General features: G+C 72.5%; 11 protein-coding genes. 2 read left to right on the plus strand and 9 right to left on the minus strand.

What is annotated here, in order from left to right; translation table 11 throughout:
- Positions 1-246: 246 nt before the first annotated feature.
- The 3 genes from galK to galT are packed head-to-tail and all read right to left on the minus strand — an operon-like array spanning position 247 to position 3598.
- Positions 247-1449 carry a galactokinase gene (gene galK, locus ABD358_RS02425; RefSeq protein WP_344629115.1) on the minus strand — a complete coding sequence of 401 codons (1203 nt, stop codon included), beginning with the start codon at positions 1447-1449 and terminating at the stop codon, positions 247-249.
- Positions 1446-2486, minus strand: a complete 1041-nt coding sequence (galE, locus tag ABD358_RS02430; protein ID WP_344629116.1) for a UDP-glucose 4-epimerase GalE — start codon at positions 2484-2486, stop codon at positions 1446-1448. The genes galK and galE overlap by 4 nt, the downstream gene beginning before the upstream one ends.
- The gene (gene galT, locus ABD358_RS02435; protein WP_344629117.1) at positions 2483-3598 is read right to left on the minus strand and encodes a galactose-1-phosphate uridylyltransferase; all 1116 of its coding nucleotides are present in this window, start codon (positions 3596-3598) and stop codon (positions 2483-2485) included. Before galT ends, galE begins: the two co-directional genes overlap by 4 nt.
- A 122-nt stretch (positions 3599-3720) precedes the next feature.
- Between galT and ABD358_RS02440 the strand changes: the two genes are divergently transcribed.
- Both ABD358_RS02440 and ABD358_RS02445 read left to right on the plus strand, forming a co-directional pair.
- Positions 3721-5391: a sodium:solute symporter family protein gene (locus tag ABD358_RS02440; RefSeq protein ID WP_344629118.1), complete on the plus strand. Its 1671-nt coding sequence runs from the start codon at positions 3721-3723 to the stop codon at positions 5389-5391.
- Between the two features lie 50 nt (positions 5392-5441).
- Positions 5442-5795, plus strand: a complete 354-nt coding sequence (locus ABD358_RS02445; protein ID WP_344629434.1) for a hypothetical protein — start codon at positions 5442-5444, stop codon at positions 5793-5795.
- A 44-nt stretch (positions 5796-5839) separates the two neighbouring features.
- On the opposite strand, the gene ABD358_RS02450 is transcribed toward ABD358_RS02445, so the two are convergent.
- From ABD358_RS02450 to ABD358_RS02475, 6 genes are all read right to left on the minus strand, one after another.
- The gene (locus ABD358_RS02450) at positions 5840-6547 is read right to left on the minus strand and encodes a response regulator transcription factor (protein WP_344629119.1); all 708 of its coding nucleotides are present in this window, start codon (positions 6545-6547) and stop codon (positions 5840-5842) included.
- A 199-nt stretch (positions 6548-6746) separates the two neighbouring features.
- Positions 6747-8321 (minus strand): outer membrane protein assembly factor BamB family protein, encoded by a 1575-nt coding sequence (locus ABD358_RS02455; RefSeq protein WP_344629120.1) that lies wholly within the window; start codon positions 8319-8321, stop codon positions 6747-6749.
- Positions 8322-8575: 254 nt separating this feature from the next.
- Positions 8576-10462, minus strand: coding sequence for an outer membrane protein assembly factor BamB family protein (locus ABD358_RS02460; protein ID WP_344629121.1), 1887 nt, complete (start codon positions 10460-10462; stop codon positions 8576-8578).
- Positions 10463-10770: 308 nt separating this feature from the next.
- Positions 10771-12597 carry an ABC-F family ATP-binding cassette domain-containing protein gene (locus ABD358_RS02465; RefSeq protein ID WP_344629122.1) on the minus strand — a complete coding sequence of 609 codons (1827 nt, stop codon included), beginning with the start codon at positions 12595-12597 and terminating at the stop codon, positions 10771-10773.
- A gap of 124 nt (positions 12598-12721) precedes the next feature.
- Entirely contained in the window at positions 12722-13366 is a 645-nt protein-coding gene (locus ABD358_RS02470; protein ID WP_344629123.1) for a hypothetical protein, read from the minus strand.
- A gap of 299 nt (positions 13367-13665) precedes the next feature.
- On the minus strand, positions 13666-15315 hold the full coding sequence (locus tag ABD358_RS02475) for a penicillin-binding transpeptidase domain-containing protein (RefSeq protein ID WP_344629124.1): 1650 nt from the start codon (positions 15313-15315) through the stop codon (positions 13666-13668).
- Between the last annotated feature and the right edge of the window lie 403 nt (positions 15316-15718).

The raw sequence follows: 15718 nt of genomic DNA on the forward strand, positions 1-15718 counted from the left end.
TACCCCGTGCCGGGCGTCGCATCCGGCGTGTCTCGCCCCCTGAAACGGCACCGGCCCCCACCGGCGCCGTCCATCAGCGTAGGGCCGGGACCCGGCGAGGGAAGCCGATTGGGGAAAACCGACCGGTTCCCCACCCTTTCCGAACGCCGCAGGCGCTCTCCGTGACCTCCCCCGGTACACGGAACGGCCGTTTCCGCCGGGATGCGATCACCCGGCGGAAACGGCCGTCCCTCGCGCCCGCGCTCCTCAGCCGTCCAGCCGGCGCGCCCCCGTCGAGGGCACCGCCTCGAACAGACGCGGGGTCCGGTGGCCGGCCGCGGCGAACGCGCCGGTGACGGCCGCCCCGATCTCCTCCGCCCCGGCCTCCTCCACCAGGACGATCGCCGAGCCGCCGAAACCGCCGCCCGTCATCCGGGCCCCCAGGGCGCCCGCCGCGACGGCCGTCTCCACCACCAGGTCCAGCTCGGGGCAGGAGACGGCGAAGTCGTCGCGGAGCGAGGCGTGCCCGGCGGTCAGGACCGGGCCGATGGCGCGGGTCTCGCCCGCGTCGAGGCGGGTGATGACCTCCCGCACCCGCTCGTTCTCGGTGACCACGTGGCGCACCAGAGGACGCAGGTCCGGATCGGACAGCCGGGCCAGCGCCGCGTCCAGCTCCCCGTACGGCACATCGCGCAGGGCGCGCACGCCCAGGGCCTCGGCGGCCGCCTCGCAGCCCGCCCGGCGCCGGCCGTACTCGCCGTCGCCCAGCGCGTGCTTGACCCGGGTGTCCACCACCAGCAGCCGCAGCCCCTCGGCCGCCAGGTCGAACGGGACCTGGCGGCGGGCCAGGTCCCGGGTGTCCAGGTGGAGCGCGTGCCCGGCCGTGCAGCACGCCGACGCCATCTGGTCCATGATCCCGCTGGGCACCCCGACGAAGGCGTTCTCGGCCCGGCGGCAGAGCAGGGCGATCCGCTCGGGGTCCAGGCCCAGGCCGTACAGGTCGTTCAGCGCGAGGGCGACGGACACCTCCAGCGCGGCCGAGGAGGACAGCCCCGCACCGGTCGGCACATCGCTGTGGATGTACAGGTCCGCCCCCCCGGCCGTCCTCCCCGAGTCGCCGGAGAGCAGGCCCGCCTCGCGCAGCGCCCACACCACGCCGGCCGGGTAGGCGGCCCAGCCGCCCGTCCCCCCGCCCGGGAACTGCTTGCCCACGTGCAGCCGGACCGTGCCGCCCGGCACGTCGGCCGAGTGCACGTTCAGCACCCCGTCGTCGCGCCGGGCCGCCGCCACCCGGGTGGTGTGCGGCAGCGCGAGCGGCATCACGAAACCGTCGTTGTAGTCGGTGTGCTCGCCGATCAGGTTGACCCGGCCCGGCGCCGCCCACACCCCGGCGGGCTCACCGCCGTGGACCGCGCGGAAGCCGTCGGCCGCCTCCCGGGCGGCCGCCTCCGCCGTCCCCGTCCCGCTCATCCGCCGCTCCCCGCCTTCGCCTCGTTCTCCCGGGCGTTCTCCCGGACACTCCCCTGGGTGTTCTCCAGCGCCTTCCCCCGGGCGAAGGCCCAGGCGTCGGCGACGATGTCCCTCAGATCGGTGCGGGACGGCCGCCAGCCCAGCCGCTCCCTGGCCCGGTCCGCCGAGGCGACCAGGAACGCCGGGTCGCCGCCGCGGCGGGGCGCGACCACCTCGGGCACGGGGTGGCCGGTGACCTCGCGGACCGTCCTGACGACCTCGCGGACCGAGAAGCCGTTGCCGTTGCCGAGGTTGCACACCAGGTGCTCGCCGGGCCGGGCGGCCTCCAGCGCCAGCAGGTGCGCCTCGGCCAGGTCGGCGACGTGGATGTAGTCGCGCACGCAGGTGCCGTCGGGCGTCGGGTAGTCGTCGCCGTAGACCGAGATGGCCTCCCGCTGCCCCAGGGCGACCTGGAGCACCAGCGGGATGAGGTGCGACTCGGGCTGGTGGCGCTCGCCCAGGACCCCGGTCCTGCCGCGGTACGCGCCCGCCACGTTGAAGTAGCGCAGCGAGACCGCGGCCAGTCCGTGGGCCGTGCACTCGCCCGCGATCATGTGGTCCACGGCGAGCTTCGAGGCGCCGTAGGGGCTGGTCGGCGCGGTGGGGGCGTCCTCGGGGATGGGAATGGACTCGGGCTCGCCGTAGGTGGCGGCCGTGGAGGAGAACACCAGGGTGCGGACGCCCGCCCCCCGCATCGCGTCCAGCAGCGCCATCGTGCCGCCGACGTTGTTCCGCCAGTACTTCCCGGGGTTCACCACGGACTCGCCCACCTGCGAACTGGCGGCGAAGTGCAGCACCGCGTCGTACGAGCCGTCCAGCCAGCGCGCCGCGTCCTGAATGCGTCCCTCGATGAACTCCGCGCCCTCGGGCACGCCCTCCCGGAAGCCGGTGGACAGGTCGTCCAGTACCGTCACCCGGTGCCCCGCCTCCAGCAGGTGCGCCGCGACGACGCTCCCGACGTAACCGGCCCCGCCGGTCACCAGATACGTGCCGCTCACTCGCTTGCCACCTCTCGCAGTCGTTCGGCGGCGGCCTCCGGGGGCACGTCGTTGATGAAGACGCCCATGCCCGACTCGGAACCCGCCAGATACTTCAACTTTCCCGATGTGCGGCGAATGGTGAAGAGTTCCAGGTGCAGGGCGAAATCCGCCCGCTCGGCCCAGTCCCCGCCGTCCTCCGGCCCGGTGGGCGCCTGGTGCCAGCCCGCGATGTACGGCGTGGGGGGCTCGCCGGGCCCGAAGATCCGGTCGAAGCGCCGCAGCAGTTCCAGGTAGACCCCGGGGAACTCGGCGCGGGCCCCGTCGTCCAGAGCCGTCAGGTCCGGCACCCGCCGCCGCGGGTACAGGTGCACCTCGTAGGGCCAGCGCGCGGCGTGCGGCACGAAGGCGGTCCAGTGCTCCGCGTCGAGGACCACGCGCCGCCCGTCGGCACGCTCGGCGGCCACGATGTCGTCGAACAGGTTGCCGCCCGTGCGCTCCCGGTGGGCGGCGGCCGAGCGCAGCATCCGCTCGGTGCGCGGTGTGACGAAGGGGTAGGCGTAGATCTGGCCGTGGGGGTGGCCGAGGGTGACGCCGATCTCCCTGCCGCGGTTCTCGAAGCAGAACACCTGCCGGACGCCGGGCAGCGCGGAGAGCTCGGCGGTGCGGTCGGTCCAGGCGGCCAGGACCAGGGCGGCCCGGCCCTCGTCCAGGTCGGCGAAGGACGCGTCGTGGTCGGAGGTGAAGCACACCACCTCGCAGCGTCCGGCGCCCGGGGCGCGCGGGAACAGGCCGCCGGGGTCCCCGGCCTCCGCCGGGCCCGGCGGGCCCGCGAGGGAGGGGAAGCGGTTCTCGAAGACCGCCACCTCGTAGTCCTCCGCCGGAATCTCCGTCGCACGTCCGTTCCGGGACGGGCAGAGCGGGCACTCGTCCGGCGGCGGGTGGTACGTGCGCGCCTGGCGGTGCGCGGTGACGGCGATCCACTCGTCCAGCAGCGGGTCGTGGCGGATCTCCGAGGAGGTGGCGACGGCATCGAGGGGACGCCGGTCCGGCGCGTCGCGCCCCGGGGCGCCGTGTGCGTCGTAGTAGATGAGCTCACGGCCGTCCGCGAGGCGAGTCGAAGTCTTTTTCACACCGGGCCTCCCTCTACTGCAATCCAAACATAATCGAACACAAAAAACCATGAGTGAACATTGACGTCAAGGGGCCGCCCCCACGCACACCGGCCCCGTCACGCCATGGAGGCGACCTGCTCATGCCGTACCAGTTGGCCCAGGATCTGCGGCTCCCCACGAACGCCCTGGACTACGCGATCCTCGCCATCTACTTCCTCGTCGTCCTGGGAGTCGGGTTCGCGGCCCGGCGCAGCGTCAAGACCAGCCTCGACTTCTTCCTCTCCGGCCGCTCGCTCCCGGCCTGGGTCACCGGCCTCGCCTTCGTCGCGGCCAACCTCGGCGCCCTGGAGATCCTGGGCATGGCCGCCAACGGAGCGCAGTACGGCGCCTACACCGTGCACTGGTACTGGGTGGGCGCCATCCCGGCCATGGTCTTCCTCGGCCTGGTGATGATGCCCTTCTACTACGGGTCGCGGGTGCGTTCGGTCCCCGAGTTCCTGCTGCACCGCTTCGGACCGTCCTCCCACCTGCTGAGCGCGATCCTCTTCTCCGCCGCCTCCGTGCTGATCGCCGGCGTCAACCTCTACGCGCTCGCCATCGTCCTGGAGGCCCTGCTCGGCTGGCCGCAGTGGGTGTCCATCGTCGTCGCCGGCCTGTTCGTCCTGCTCTACATCACCCTGGGCGGCCTCTCCTCGGCCATCTACAACGAGGTCGTGCAGTTCTTCGTGATCCTGGCCGGACTGATCCCGCTGACCGTCGTCGGCCTCAAGCGGGTCGGCGGCTGGGACGGGCTGTACGACTCCCTCACCGGCTCCAGGGGCGAGAACTTCATGTCCGCCTGGGGCGGTACCGGCATCGGCTCGGACAACCCGCTCGGCGCCAACTGGCTCACCATCGTGCTCGGTCTCGGCTTCGCCCTGAGCTTCGGCTACTGGACGACCAACTTCGCCGAGGTGCAGCGCGCCCTGTCGGCCAAGAACCTCTCCGCGGCCCAGCGCACCCCGCTGATCGCCGCCTTCCCCAAGATCTTCATCCCGGCGATCGTCGTCATCCCCGGCCTGATCGCGCTGGTGGTCTCGCCGAACATCGGACGGGGCGACGGGCTCCAGTACAACGACGCGATCCCGCTGCTGATGAGGGACCTGCTGCCCAACGGCGTGCTGGGCGTGGCGGTGACCGGCCTGCTCGCCGCCTTCATGGCGGGCATGGCCGCCAACGTCTCCTCCTTCAACACGGTGTTCACCCACGACGTCTGGCGGGCCTATCTGGTGAAGAACCGCCCGGACGAGTACTACGTGGTCACCGCGCGGGTGGTCACCGCGATCGGCGTGCTGCTGGGCATGGGGACGGCGTTCATCGCGGCGTCCTTCAGCAACATCATGAACTACCTCCAGACGCTGTTCTCCTTCTTCAACGTGCCGCTGTTCACCGTGTTCATCATCGGCATGTTCTGGAAGCGGATGACTCCCGCCGCCGGTTTCTGGGGGCTGCTGGCGGGCACGGTCGCAGCGATGATCAACTACTTCTGGTTCTACCGGGCGGGCCTCATCGACATCCCCTCCGACCAGGGCGCCAACTTCGTCTCGGCCATCATCGCCTTCGTCGTCGGCGCGATCGTCGTCCTCGTCGTCACCCTCTTCACCAGGCCCAGGCCCGTCGAGCAGCTGGCCGGCCTGGTGTACGGCACCCGCTCCCCCGGTCTGGAGGAACTCCCGGAGAAGGGGGACGAGGCCTGGTACCGCAGGCCCGCACTGCTGGGCTGGGGCGCGATCGTCCTCGCCGCCCTCTGCTACATCCCGTTCTCCCTCTGATCCCCCCGGGCACCGCACAGCGAAGGATGTGATCCACCGTGACGAACGGCGTGAACGGCCCGCACGGCTCCCACGACTCCACCGGCGCGGACTGGCAGGAGGAGGAGAAGGAGCTGGAGGAACGCTCGGCCAGCGCCGCCCGGCTGTTCGACATCCGCCGGGTCATCGGCCTCCTGTTCCTGATCTACGGCATCCTGGTCACCCTCGCCGGGGTCTTCGTCTCCGACGAGAACCTCAGGAAGGCGCAGGACATCAACATCAACCTGTGGACCGGGCTGGCGATGCTCGCCCTGGGGCTGCTCTTCCTGCTCTGGCTCCGGCTGAGCCCGACGGTCCCGCCGCCGTCCGCGGAGGAGCGCGAGCGCAGGTCCGCTCCCCGGGAGCGTCCGTCCCGCGGCGAGTGACCCCCCGGTCCGCGGCCGGCCGGCGTCCGGGGGCGGTGCCCGCCTCAGCCCGCCCCCGGCTCCTTCCTCCCGGCCGCTCCGGGGCCGGTTCCGGCCACCCGGTCGAGCAGACCGGTCCGGGCCGCGAGCGCCGCCGCCTCCAGCCGCGAGCCGACCCCCAGCTTCGCCAGCACCCGCTGCACGTGCGTACGGGCCGTGCTGGCCGCGATCCCCATCCCCGCCGCGATCCGCCGGGTGTCCTCCCCCTCGGCCACCCGCACCAGCACCTCGGCCTCCCGCGGGGTGAGCATCTCCAGCAGCCGGGCGCCCTCGTCGTCCGGCTCGGCCGTGGGGTTGAGGAGCTCGGCGAACGCCCCCTGGAGCAGTTGCGGCGTCACCGCCGCCTCTCCCGTGCGCGCCCTGAGCATCCCGCGCTCGACGCCCTCGATCCGCTCGTCGTGCCGTACGTAGCCCGACGCTCCCGCCGCGAAGGCCGCCGCTATCCCCCTGGGGCTGGGCACCGGGCCCAGCACCACCACCGCTATCTGCGGTCTCTCCCGCTTGATCCGCGCCACCGGGTCGAACGCCCCCGGCTCCGCGGGCGCGGCCGTGCCCCACAGGCAGACCTCCGGCACCCTGCCGATCACCAGATCGGCGGCCCCCGCGGCCGGCGCGGCGGCGGCGAGCACCCGGTGCCCGCGCAACCTCAGCGCCGAGGCGAGCGCCTCGGCGTGCAGACGGTGGTCGTCGACCACCATGAGCCGCACGGTCATCCGCACCCCTGTCGTTCCGCCCGCCGACCCGTTCCGGGCCCTGTCCCGACCCGGCAAGCTACACGCTCCCCCCGGCGGTGCGCGCCCCTTCCGACGAGAACGGCACGAGCGGCCCCGCGCTTCTTCACCGGGAAGTGCGGGACCGCTCGCGCCGGGCGGGTCCGGGCCGGCCCGGACCGTACCGGACCGGGGAGCCGGGTCAGCCGAAGGCCAGGACGTGCCCCTTGTTGAGGCTCTCGTCCGTGGAGAACCTGTTCGCCACGACGAAGAACCTGCCCTCGTACCAGTGCATGGTGCTCCCGTCGCTCAGGGCCAGCTCGTTCTCCTGCTCCGCGCCGGCCTCCGGGAGCCGTGCGTACGGGGCCGCCTCGCCGGTGTCCGGGTCGACGGAGGTGATCAGCCCCGCCTTGTCGTACGAGATCCGCTCGTAGGCGAGCAGCCTGCCGTCGTACGACGCCAGCGGGCTGACCTGGCGGCCCTCGCCGGTGGGTTTGGAGAGCCACTTCGCCTTGCCGGTGGACAGGTCGTACGCCGCGATCTCGTTGTGGCTCATCCCGGATCCGCTGCCCTGGTGCGTCATGGTCTGCAGGTACAGGGCGTCGTGCTCCTCGTCCACCAGGACGTTGTCGCAGTGGGCGACCCCGGAAGCCCCGCAGAGGAAATCGAAGCGGCCCTCGGGGACCCGGATCTTCGACCGGGTCCTCCCCTTGTCGTCGAGGGCGACGATGTCGGTGTAGTCGGATCCCTCGCCGGCCATGAGGCCGAGCACCACGGGGTCGCTGGAGAAGACGGTCCTGACGTCGGCTCCGAGCGGGACCTTCCACTCCCAGGCCTTCTCACCGTCGGGCTTGACCGCCTGGATCGACTGGCGTCCCGTGGAGAAGCACGTGACCAGCGCGACGAGCCGTTTCCCGCCGATGTAGGAGTCGTCCCGGCAGTCGGCGGCGTCCTCCATGCGCCACCGCACCCTGCCGGTGGACAGGTCGTAGCCGATCGCGTCGCCGATCCACGACACGGCGGCGACGTCGCCGCTCACCGCCATCTCGGTACCGGTGAACTCGTCCGTCTCCCCCCGTTCGGCGGGCAGGTCCTCGCGCCACAGCTCCTTCCCCCGGGCGAGGTCGATCGCCATGATCTTCTCGCACATGCCTCCCCACTGGACGACGATCCTGCCGCCCGACTGGTGGGGGGCAGCCGCGCAGCTGTCGCCGCGCACCAGGTCCAGGGACCAGATTTCCTTCCCGGTGTCCACGTGGTACGCGGTGACGGATTCGGGCAGCGCTCTGACCAGCATGTCCTCGAAGAACCAGGTTCCCCGGGCCGTCTCGTTCCCCTGCCTCTCCGACATGTCGGGGGGACCGTCCTCCCAGATCACGCCGAACCGCTTCTTGTGCTCGCGCCGGTGGTCGTCCCGACCGGTCTTCCCGTCGCCCTTCGCGGCCTCCGTCCCGCCGTCGTCCTCGGTCAGGAACCAGACGCCGCCTCCGGCCGCCAGCAGGACCGCGACCACCGCGGCGACGATCGCCAGGAGCTTCCTCCCCCTGCCGCCGCCCCCCGCCGGCTGCGCGCCGCCGCCCGCCATGGGCCGCGTCGGATGCTCGCCGTACTCGCCGTACTGCCCGTACACCGGCGGTTGGCCGTACGGCTGCCGCGGATGGCCGTACGACGGCGGAGGCGGCGATGGGGGGTGGCCGTACGACGGCGGCGGGTCCTGCGGCGGTCCGAAACCGCCGGACGGCGGCTCGCTGGGCGGCGGAGGCGGCGGCTGCGACATGGGTCCCCCTCATTCACGCGCGGGCCGGGCGCCGGCCCGCCACTCTCGGCGGCTGTCGGCCTGCGGACACCGTCGGCCGGAACGCGCCGACCGGAACACCGGCTGGAACACCGGCCGGAACGAAGCCTTTCTACCACCGGCCCGCCGCAGGGCCGTGGGCGGTTCCGGGGCGGGCGGCGCGGCGGGGCGGAAAACACCGGGGGCGGCCGCGCGATGCGCGGCCGCCCCCGGGCGAGAACCGGTCCTGCCCGGTCCTAGTTGTAGGCCAGGATCGCCAGGTCGCTCAGGTTGTCGGTGGCGTAGAACTTGTAGTTCACGAGGAAGAAGTGGCCGTCCTTCCAGTACGGGCGCACGTCCGACCCGGAGGCCGTGTCGTACTCCCGCTTCAGGTCCTCGATCGGCATCTTCATCCGCAGGGACGCCTTGCCGGTCTTCGGGTCGAGCGCGACGATCTTGCCGGGCCTGTCGTAGGTGGGCGGCTCGTAGGCGATCAGCGCGCCGTTCTCCGCGGTGACCGGAACGATCAGCCCCTCCTCGGTGGGCTTGCCCAGCCACTTGGACTTGCCGGTGGTGAGGTCGAAGGCGATGACCTCGTTGATCCGTCCGTAGTCGGAGTCGCCCTGGTGCGGCTGGGAGGACAGGTACAGGGTGTCGCCTTCCACCACCGTGCCGGAGCAGTCGCTGAGCGAGATGCCGCGGCATCCCAGGTTGTGCCGGTCCTTGTCGATGGAGATCTTGCGCTGGAGCTTGCCCTTGTCCGACAGCACCATCAGGTCGGTGACGTCGATGCTGGTCTCACCGCCCGCGTTGACGCCGAGCACCAGCGGATCGGTGGACAGGACCTTGAGGACGTCGACGCCCTTGGGAGCCGTCCACTCCCACAGCTTCTCGCCCTTCTGGCCCACCCCCTGGACCTTCTGCGACTCGCGGAACCCGCACTCCAGCTTGGCGACGAGCCGGCTGCCGCCCGCGTAGCCGCGGTCCCGGCACGTGGGGTTCTCCTCCTGCCGCCACAGCTCCTTGCCGGTCCTCAGGTCGTAGCCGACGGCGTTACCGATCCAGGACGCGGCGGCCACGTTGCCGCTGACGGCCATCTCCGTGTAGCTGAACTCCGTCGCGTTCGTGTCCTTCGACGGCAGTTCCTTCTTCCAGAGCTCCTTGCCCGAGGCCAGGTCGACGGCCATGATGAACTCGCAGCGGCGGCCGAACTGGACCACGGTCTTGTCGCCCGACGCCTCGGGTGCCGCGGCGCAGCTCTTCGCACGCGGCATCTCGATGGTCCACGCCACCTTGCCGGTCTTCATGTCGTAGGCGGTGGTGGAGGTCGTCGTGGTCTTGACGATGTTGTCGCCGGCGAACCAGGTGCCGGGAACATCGGTGAGGATGTCCTTCTTGTCCACCTTGGGCGGATCGATCTTCCAGGCGAACTCGGCGTCGACCGGCTTCTTCTCGCCGGTGTCGGTGCCGTCGCTGCCGCCGTTCGCGCCGCCCTCGCTGGATCCCCTGGTGTCGCCCTTGGCCTCGGTTTCGCCGTCGCCACCGGTCAGGAACCAGATGCCGCCGCCCGCCACCAGCAGGACCGCGACCACCGCAGCGACAACGGCGATGATCTTGCCGTTCCCTCCGCCCGTGGACGTCCCGCCGTCCGTGCTGGGCATGGGCTGCGTCGGGTACGCCCCGTACGGCTGCTGGCCGTACGCGGGCGGCTGGCCGTACGCCGGAGGCTGACCGTACGGCTGCTGACCGTAGGCGGGCGGCTGGCCGTACGGCTGCTGGCCGTACGCCGGGGGCTGGCCCGACTGCGGATAGCCGTAGGGCGGCGGGGTCTGCGGGGGGTACGGCGGCTGCGCGCCGGCGCCGGACGCGGGCTGCTGGGGGTAGCCGTACGCCGGCGACGGGCCCTGCGGCGGCCCGAAGCCGCCGGGCGGCGGGGGCTGCTGGCCGGGCTGCTGCGGCTGGTCGGACGGCGACGACTCCCCGGAGGACGGCGACGGGTCCTTGGAGAACGCGTCCCGCTGCGGCTGCTGCCCGCCGGGCTGCTCCGGGGACTGCTGCGGATCGCCGTACGAGGACGACGGTTCCTGCGGTGCGCCGAAACCGCCCGAGGGCGGCTGGTTGGGTGGCGGAGGCGGCTGCGACATGGGTTTCCTCATTCACGCGCGGACCGGCTGCCCAGCCCTTCAGCCCCCCGTAGGGCAGAGCGCATCGGACACTGGCCCGCCACTTCTCGACTGTTCTCGACGTTGGGACACCGGCGGTGGAACGAAGCTCTTTCTACCACCGGACACCGACAGGTCCGCTGTCGGTTCCCGTCCGGCGATGAGGTGAGACCGCTCCGTTATCCTCCCCGCCGCCCTCCGGGCCGCTCCGAAGCCGGTTCCGGGAGGCCGGTTCCGGGGAGCCGGTTCCAGGGCGCGGCCGGCTCCGGGGGCCGGGGCCGCGCCCGCCGTCACCCCTCCTCGGCCAGCTCCAGCCAGCGCGTCTCCAGCTCCTCCCGCTCCCCGGACAGCTCCCGCAGCTCGGCGTCCAGCCCGGCGACCCTCTCGAAGTCGGTGGCGTGCTCGGCCATCTCGGCGTGGAGCGCCGCCTGCCGCTCCTCGATCCGCTCCAGCCTGCGCTCGATGCGCTGCAGCTCCTTCTGGGCCGCCCGGGAGAGGGCCGCCTGCTTGGCGGGCTTCTCCGGCCCGGCGGCCGGGGCGGCCGTCCTCGAAACCGGAGCGCCCGGGGCCGTGGAGACCTGCCGCATCCGCTCGCGGCGCTCCAGGTACTCGTCGATCCCGCGTGGCAGCATCCGCAGTGTGCCGTCGCCCAGCAGCGCGTACACCCGGTCCGTGGTGCGCTCGGTGAAGTAGCGGTCGTGGGAGATGACGACCAGCGTGCCGGGCCAGCCGTCGAGCAGGTCCTCCAGCTGGGTCAGCGTCTCGATGTCCAGGTCGTTGGTCGGCTCGTCCAGGAACAGGACGTTCGGCTCGTCCATCAGCAGCCGCAGGAGCTGGAGCCGCCGCCGCTCGCCGCCGGAGAGGTCGCCGACCGGCGTCCACTGCTTCTCCTTGCCGAACCCGAAGCGCTCGCACAGCTGCGAGGCGCTCATCTCGCGCCCCTTGCCCAGGTCGACGCGGGCACGGACCTTCTCCACCGCCTCCAGCACGCGCCAGGAGGGGTCGAGTTCGGCCACCTCCTGCGAGAGGTACGCCAGCCGCACCGTCCTGCCGACCCTGATCCGGCCGCCGGCGGGCTGCTCCTCGCCGCCGCTCCCGGCCGCCGCGGCCAGCGCCCGCAGCAGTGAGGTCTTGCCCGCGCCGTTGACGCCGACCAGGCCGATCCGGTCGCCGGGGCCGAGCTGCCAGGTCAGGTGCTTGAGCAGCACCTTGGGCCCGGCCTGGACCGTCACGTCCTCCAGGTCGAAGACGGTCTTGCCCAGCCGCGAGTTGGCGAACTTCATCAGCTCGGCGCTGTCGCGCGGCGGCGGCACGTCGGCGATCAGCGCGTTGGCCGCCTCGATGCGGAAGCGGGGCTTGCTGGTGCGGGCGGGGGCGCCGCGCCGCAGCCAGGCCAGCTCCTTGCGGACCAGGTTCTGCCGCTTGGCCTCCTCGGTGGCGGCGATGCGCTCGCGTTCGGCGCGGGCGAAGACGTAGTCGCTGTAGCCGCCCTCGTACTCGTGCACCGTGCCGCGCTGCACGTCCCACATCCGGGTGCACACCTGGTCCAGGAACCAGCGGTCGTGGGTGACGCAGACCAGGGCCGAGCGGCGCTGCCGCAGGTGCCCGGCGAGCCATGCGATGCCCTCGACGTCGAGGTGGTTGGTGGGCTCGTCCAGCACGATCAGGTCCTGCTCGGCGATGAGCAGCTTGGCCAGCGCGATGCGCCGCCGCTCGCCGCCCGACAGCGGGCCGATGACGGTGTCCAGTCCCTGCGGGAAGCCGGGCAGGTCCAGCCCGCCGAACAGTCCGGTGAGGATGTCGCGGACGCGGGCGTTCCCGGCCCACTCGTGGTCGGCCATGTCGCCGATGACCTCGTGCCGGACGGTGGCGGCCGGGTCGAGCGAGTCGTGCTGGGTGAGCACGCCCAGCCGCAGCCCTCCCGTGTGGGTGACGCGTCCCTCGTCGGCGGGTTCCAGCTTGGACAGGATGCGGATGAGGGTGGTCTTGCCGTCGCCGTTCCGCCCGACGACGCCGATCCGGTCCCCCTCGCCGACACCGAGGGAGACGCCGTCGAGCAGCGCACGGGTGCCGTACACCTTGCCGACGGCTTCCAGATTGACGAGGTTCGTGGCCATGGGGCTCCCGCTGCCCGGCGCACCGGGCTGGTGTGGTCTCGAATGGGCTGGTCAGCCTCTCAGCCTAGTCGCCGCCGGACGGACACGGCTCCGTCCGGCCCACACCGCCCCGGGCGGCCCCGGGTCAGTACCCCTGGCCGTGCTGGTCGGAGCCCGAGCGCGGGGTGGGCCGGTTCAGGCCGAACAGCGAACCGGTGGCGCTCGTCAGCTCCGCGGCGCACCCCGAGGACGTGTCGTCCGGTATGCCCATCCGGCGCAGGGCTCCGGAGAACACGTCCTCCAGCAGCGCCAGACGCCAGCTCAGCTCGGCGGGGCCGACCTGGCCGCGGGGGCGGTTCGCCAGGAGGGTCAGCACGTCCTGGGCGTTGGACTGGAGGTCGGCCAGGCTCTGCCAGCCGTTCGGCACGTGGACGGGGGACCGTCCCGACGCCTCGGCGCCCGGCGCGCCGAGCGTCACGGGGAGCTGGGTGGGGATCGTGGAGTACCAGTCGACCAGCGCGCCGCCGAGATCGGCCCGCAGCCCGTCCAGGAAGGACAGCAGCACGGCCGCCCCCATGGGGGGCGTGACGGGCTCGATCCGCGGAGGGGCGTTGTCGGGCGCGGGCGGTCTGCCGGGCGCGCTCGTTCCCAGGAACGAGCGGATGACGACCGAGACCTCCTCCTGCTGCCGCGGGGCGGGACGCTGGGCGGGCACCAGGAACGCCCTCACGGGCGCGATGCCGCGAGCGGCCTGCTCGGCGGCCGCCTGGCACGCGTAGTCAGTGGGCACGGAACGGTCCCCCTTCTTCCGAAGCCGCCTTGTCCCGCGGCGTCGGCCTTACGTTTCGGGGCCGTACCGTATCGCTCCGCGACGGCTTCGGGGAGATGTTCGTCACGGAGAGTTCACGGACTGTGGCTTCCTCCGGGAGACGGCCCCCGGCCGTCCGGAGATCTTCCGGTTCCGTCCCGGTTCCCTCCCGGAGGCCGCCAGGGGGCGGCCGGCCGAGGCGGTGCGGGCGGTGGGACGCGGACGGCCCGCGCGAGGCGGTCTCGCGCGGGCCGTCCGGCGGGCGGGATCGGCGGGCGGGGTCAGCGTGCGGCGTTCAGGACGGCTCGGACGATCGGGCCCGCGTTCTTGCCGCCGTGCCCGGAGGCCGGGACGACCGCCGCGGCGGCCACGTCGTCGCGGTAGCCGGTGAACCAGGCGTTGGGCTTCTTCTGCCCGTCCACCTCGGCCGATCCGGTCTTGGCGCCGAAGTCGCCGGTCGTGCCGGCCATCGCTTCGGCCGCCGTGCCGCTGGTGGCGGTCAGCCGCATCAGGGAGCGCAGCTGCTGGGCGACCGGCGCGGGGAGGGCGCGCGGGGCCCGGGCCAGGGTGCGGCCGTCCACCTCGGGCGAGACGATGTAGGGCTGCTTGAAGACGCCGCTCTTCACCGTCGCCGACACCGAGGCCATGATCAGCGGGTTCGCCCGGACCCCGCCCTGCCCGATCAGGGAGGCGGCCATCTGGGCGTTGGACTGCACCGGCACCGAGCCGTCGAAGGTGGCCGTGCCCACCTGCCAGTTCAGTCCGATGCCGAAGACCTCGCGGGCCTGCCGGGTGAGGTCGTCGTCCTTGAGCTTCCCGGCCTGGCTGATGAAGGCGGTGTTGCAGGAGGCGGCGAAGGACTGCGCGAAGGTGCCGCCCTTGATCTCGAACTTGTCGAGGTTCTGGAACCGCCAGCCGCCGTGGGTGAAGTACTTCGGGCAGGGGTGCGGCTCGGAGCTGGACGCCAGACCCTTCTCGATGAGCATCGACGCGGTCACGATCTTCATCGTGGAGCCGGGGGCGAGGGAGCCCTTGAGGGCGGTGTCGAAGCCGTCGGCCGGGGTGTTGGCGACCGCCAGGATCTCGCCGGTGCCGGCCTTCAGCGCCACGACCGACGCCTTGGGCTTGCCCGCGATGGCCTGGACGGCGGCCTTCTGCAGCTTCGCGTCCAGGGTGGTCCTCAGCTCGCCGGGGGTTCCCTCGCTGAACTCCTTGAGCGTCTTGACCTCCTTGCCCTTGGCGTCGACGATCCGGGCCTCGACGCCGGGCTTCCCGTCGGTCTTGTCGCCGTACCGCTTGCGCAGGTCGGTCAGGATCCCGGCCAGCTCGGGGTACTCCTCGGCGGTCAGCTCGGTGCCGTTGCGGTCGAGGGCCCTGATCGGCGGTGCCTCCGCCTCGGCGGTCTCCAGGGTCTGGCCGTCCTCGAGGGCCGGGTGCAGCACCGAGGGCTCCCAGTCGACGACGGCCCGGCCGGTGCCGGTGTCCCGCACGACCGTCAGCTCCGACTCGTAGGTCCAGCCGGCGCGCCGCCCCTCGTCGTACTCCACCTCGGCGGTCACCGTGAAGGGGACGTCGGCGCCCGTGGGGGCGCCCTGCTCGAAGGAGGCCCGCGCCACGCGGACGTCCTCGCGGAAACCGGTCAGCGCCTCGGCCGCGGCGGTCTCGTCGTCCGTCAGCGCGGCGGCCTCCCCGGTCTTCCCGGCCTGCCAGGCGGCGAGGAACCTCCCGGCGGTCTCCCGGACCTCCTCGGCCGACGGCGGACCGGTCTCGGCCGACGTGTCCGCCGGTCCCTCCGCGACGGTCACGTCCTGTCCGTCTCCGCCGGAGGACGCGCCGCTGTCGCCGATCAGGGTGTACACCCCGAATCCGGCGGCTCCGACCACCGCGGCGACGACCGTTCCGATCACCGCCGCCTTCTGCCCATCGCGCATGAGTGTCCGAACCTCCGCCCCTGCCCCGGCCCGTCACCGCCGGGGACCCGTGCGAGGAACCCTAGAGCACCCGGGTGACGGGAGCCGGATCCAGGTCCGCGTGGGGTCGCCGCGGGCATTCACCGCCCGTTCGGGTGGAGAACACGGGCCGCTCCGTGCCGTCCGGCGCCCCAAAGGAGGGGCCGGACGGAAACGGGGGCGTCCGCGTCCGTCCGCCAGGAGAATTATTAGTAATCATTTACGAAATCGCGGAGGGAAATCTCCCGGATCGCGGCGGCTCCGGGAAGCATGGCCCGGTTCACTCTTTCAGCAGCGCAACCCGGCCTCCGCCCTGTCGTTGTCATGTCGACGCAGAAGGCCGATCCTCCTTCCGGCAATTACCACATGGGCCCGCGCCACTCCC

Origin of the sequence: Streptomyces glaucosporus (assembly GCF_039533345.1) — a bacterium.
Lineage (GTDB): Bacteria > Actinomycetota > Actinomycetes > Streptomycetales > Streptomycetaceae > Streptomyces > Streptomyces glaucosporus.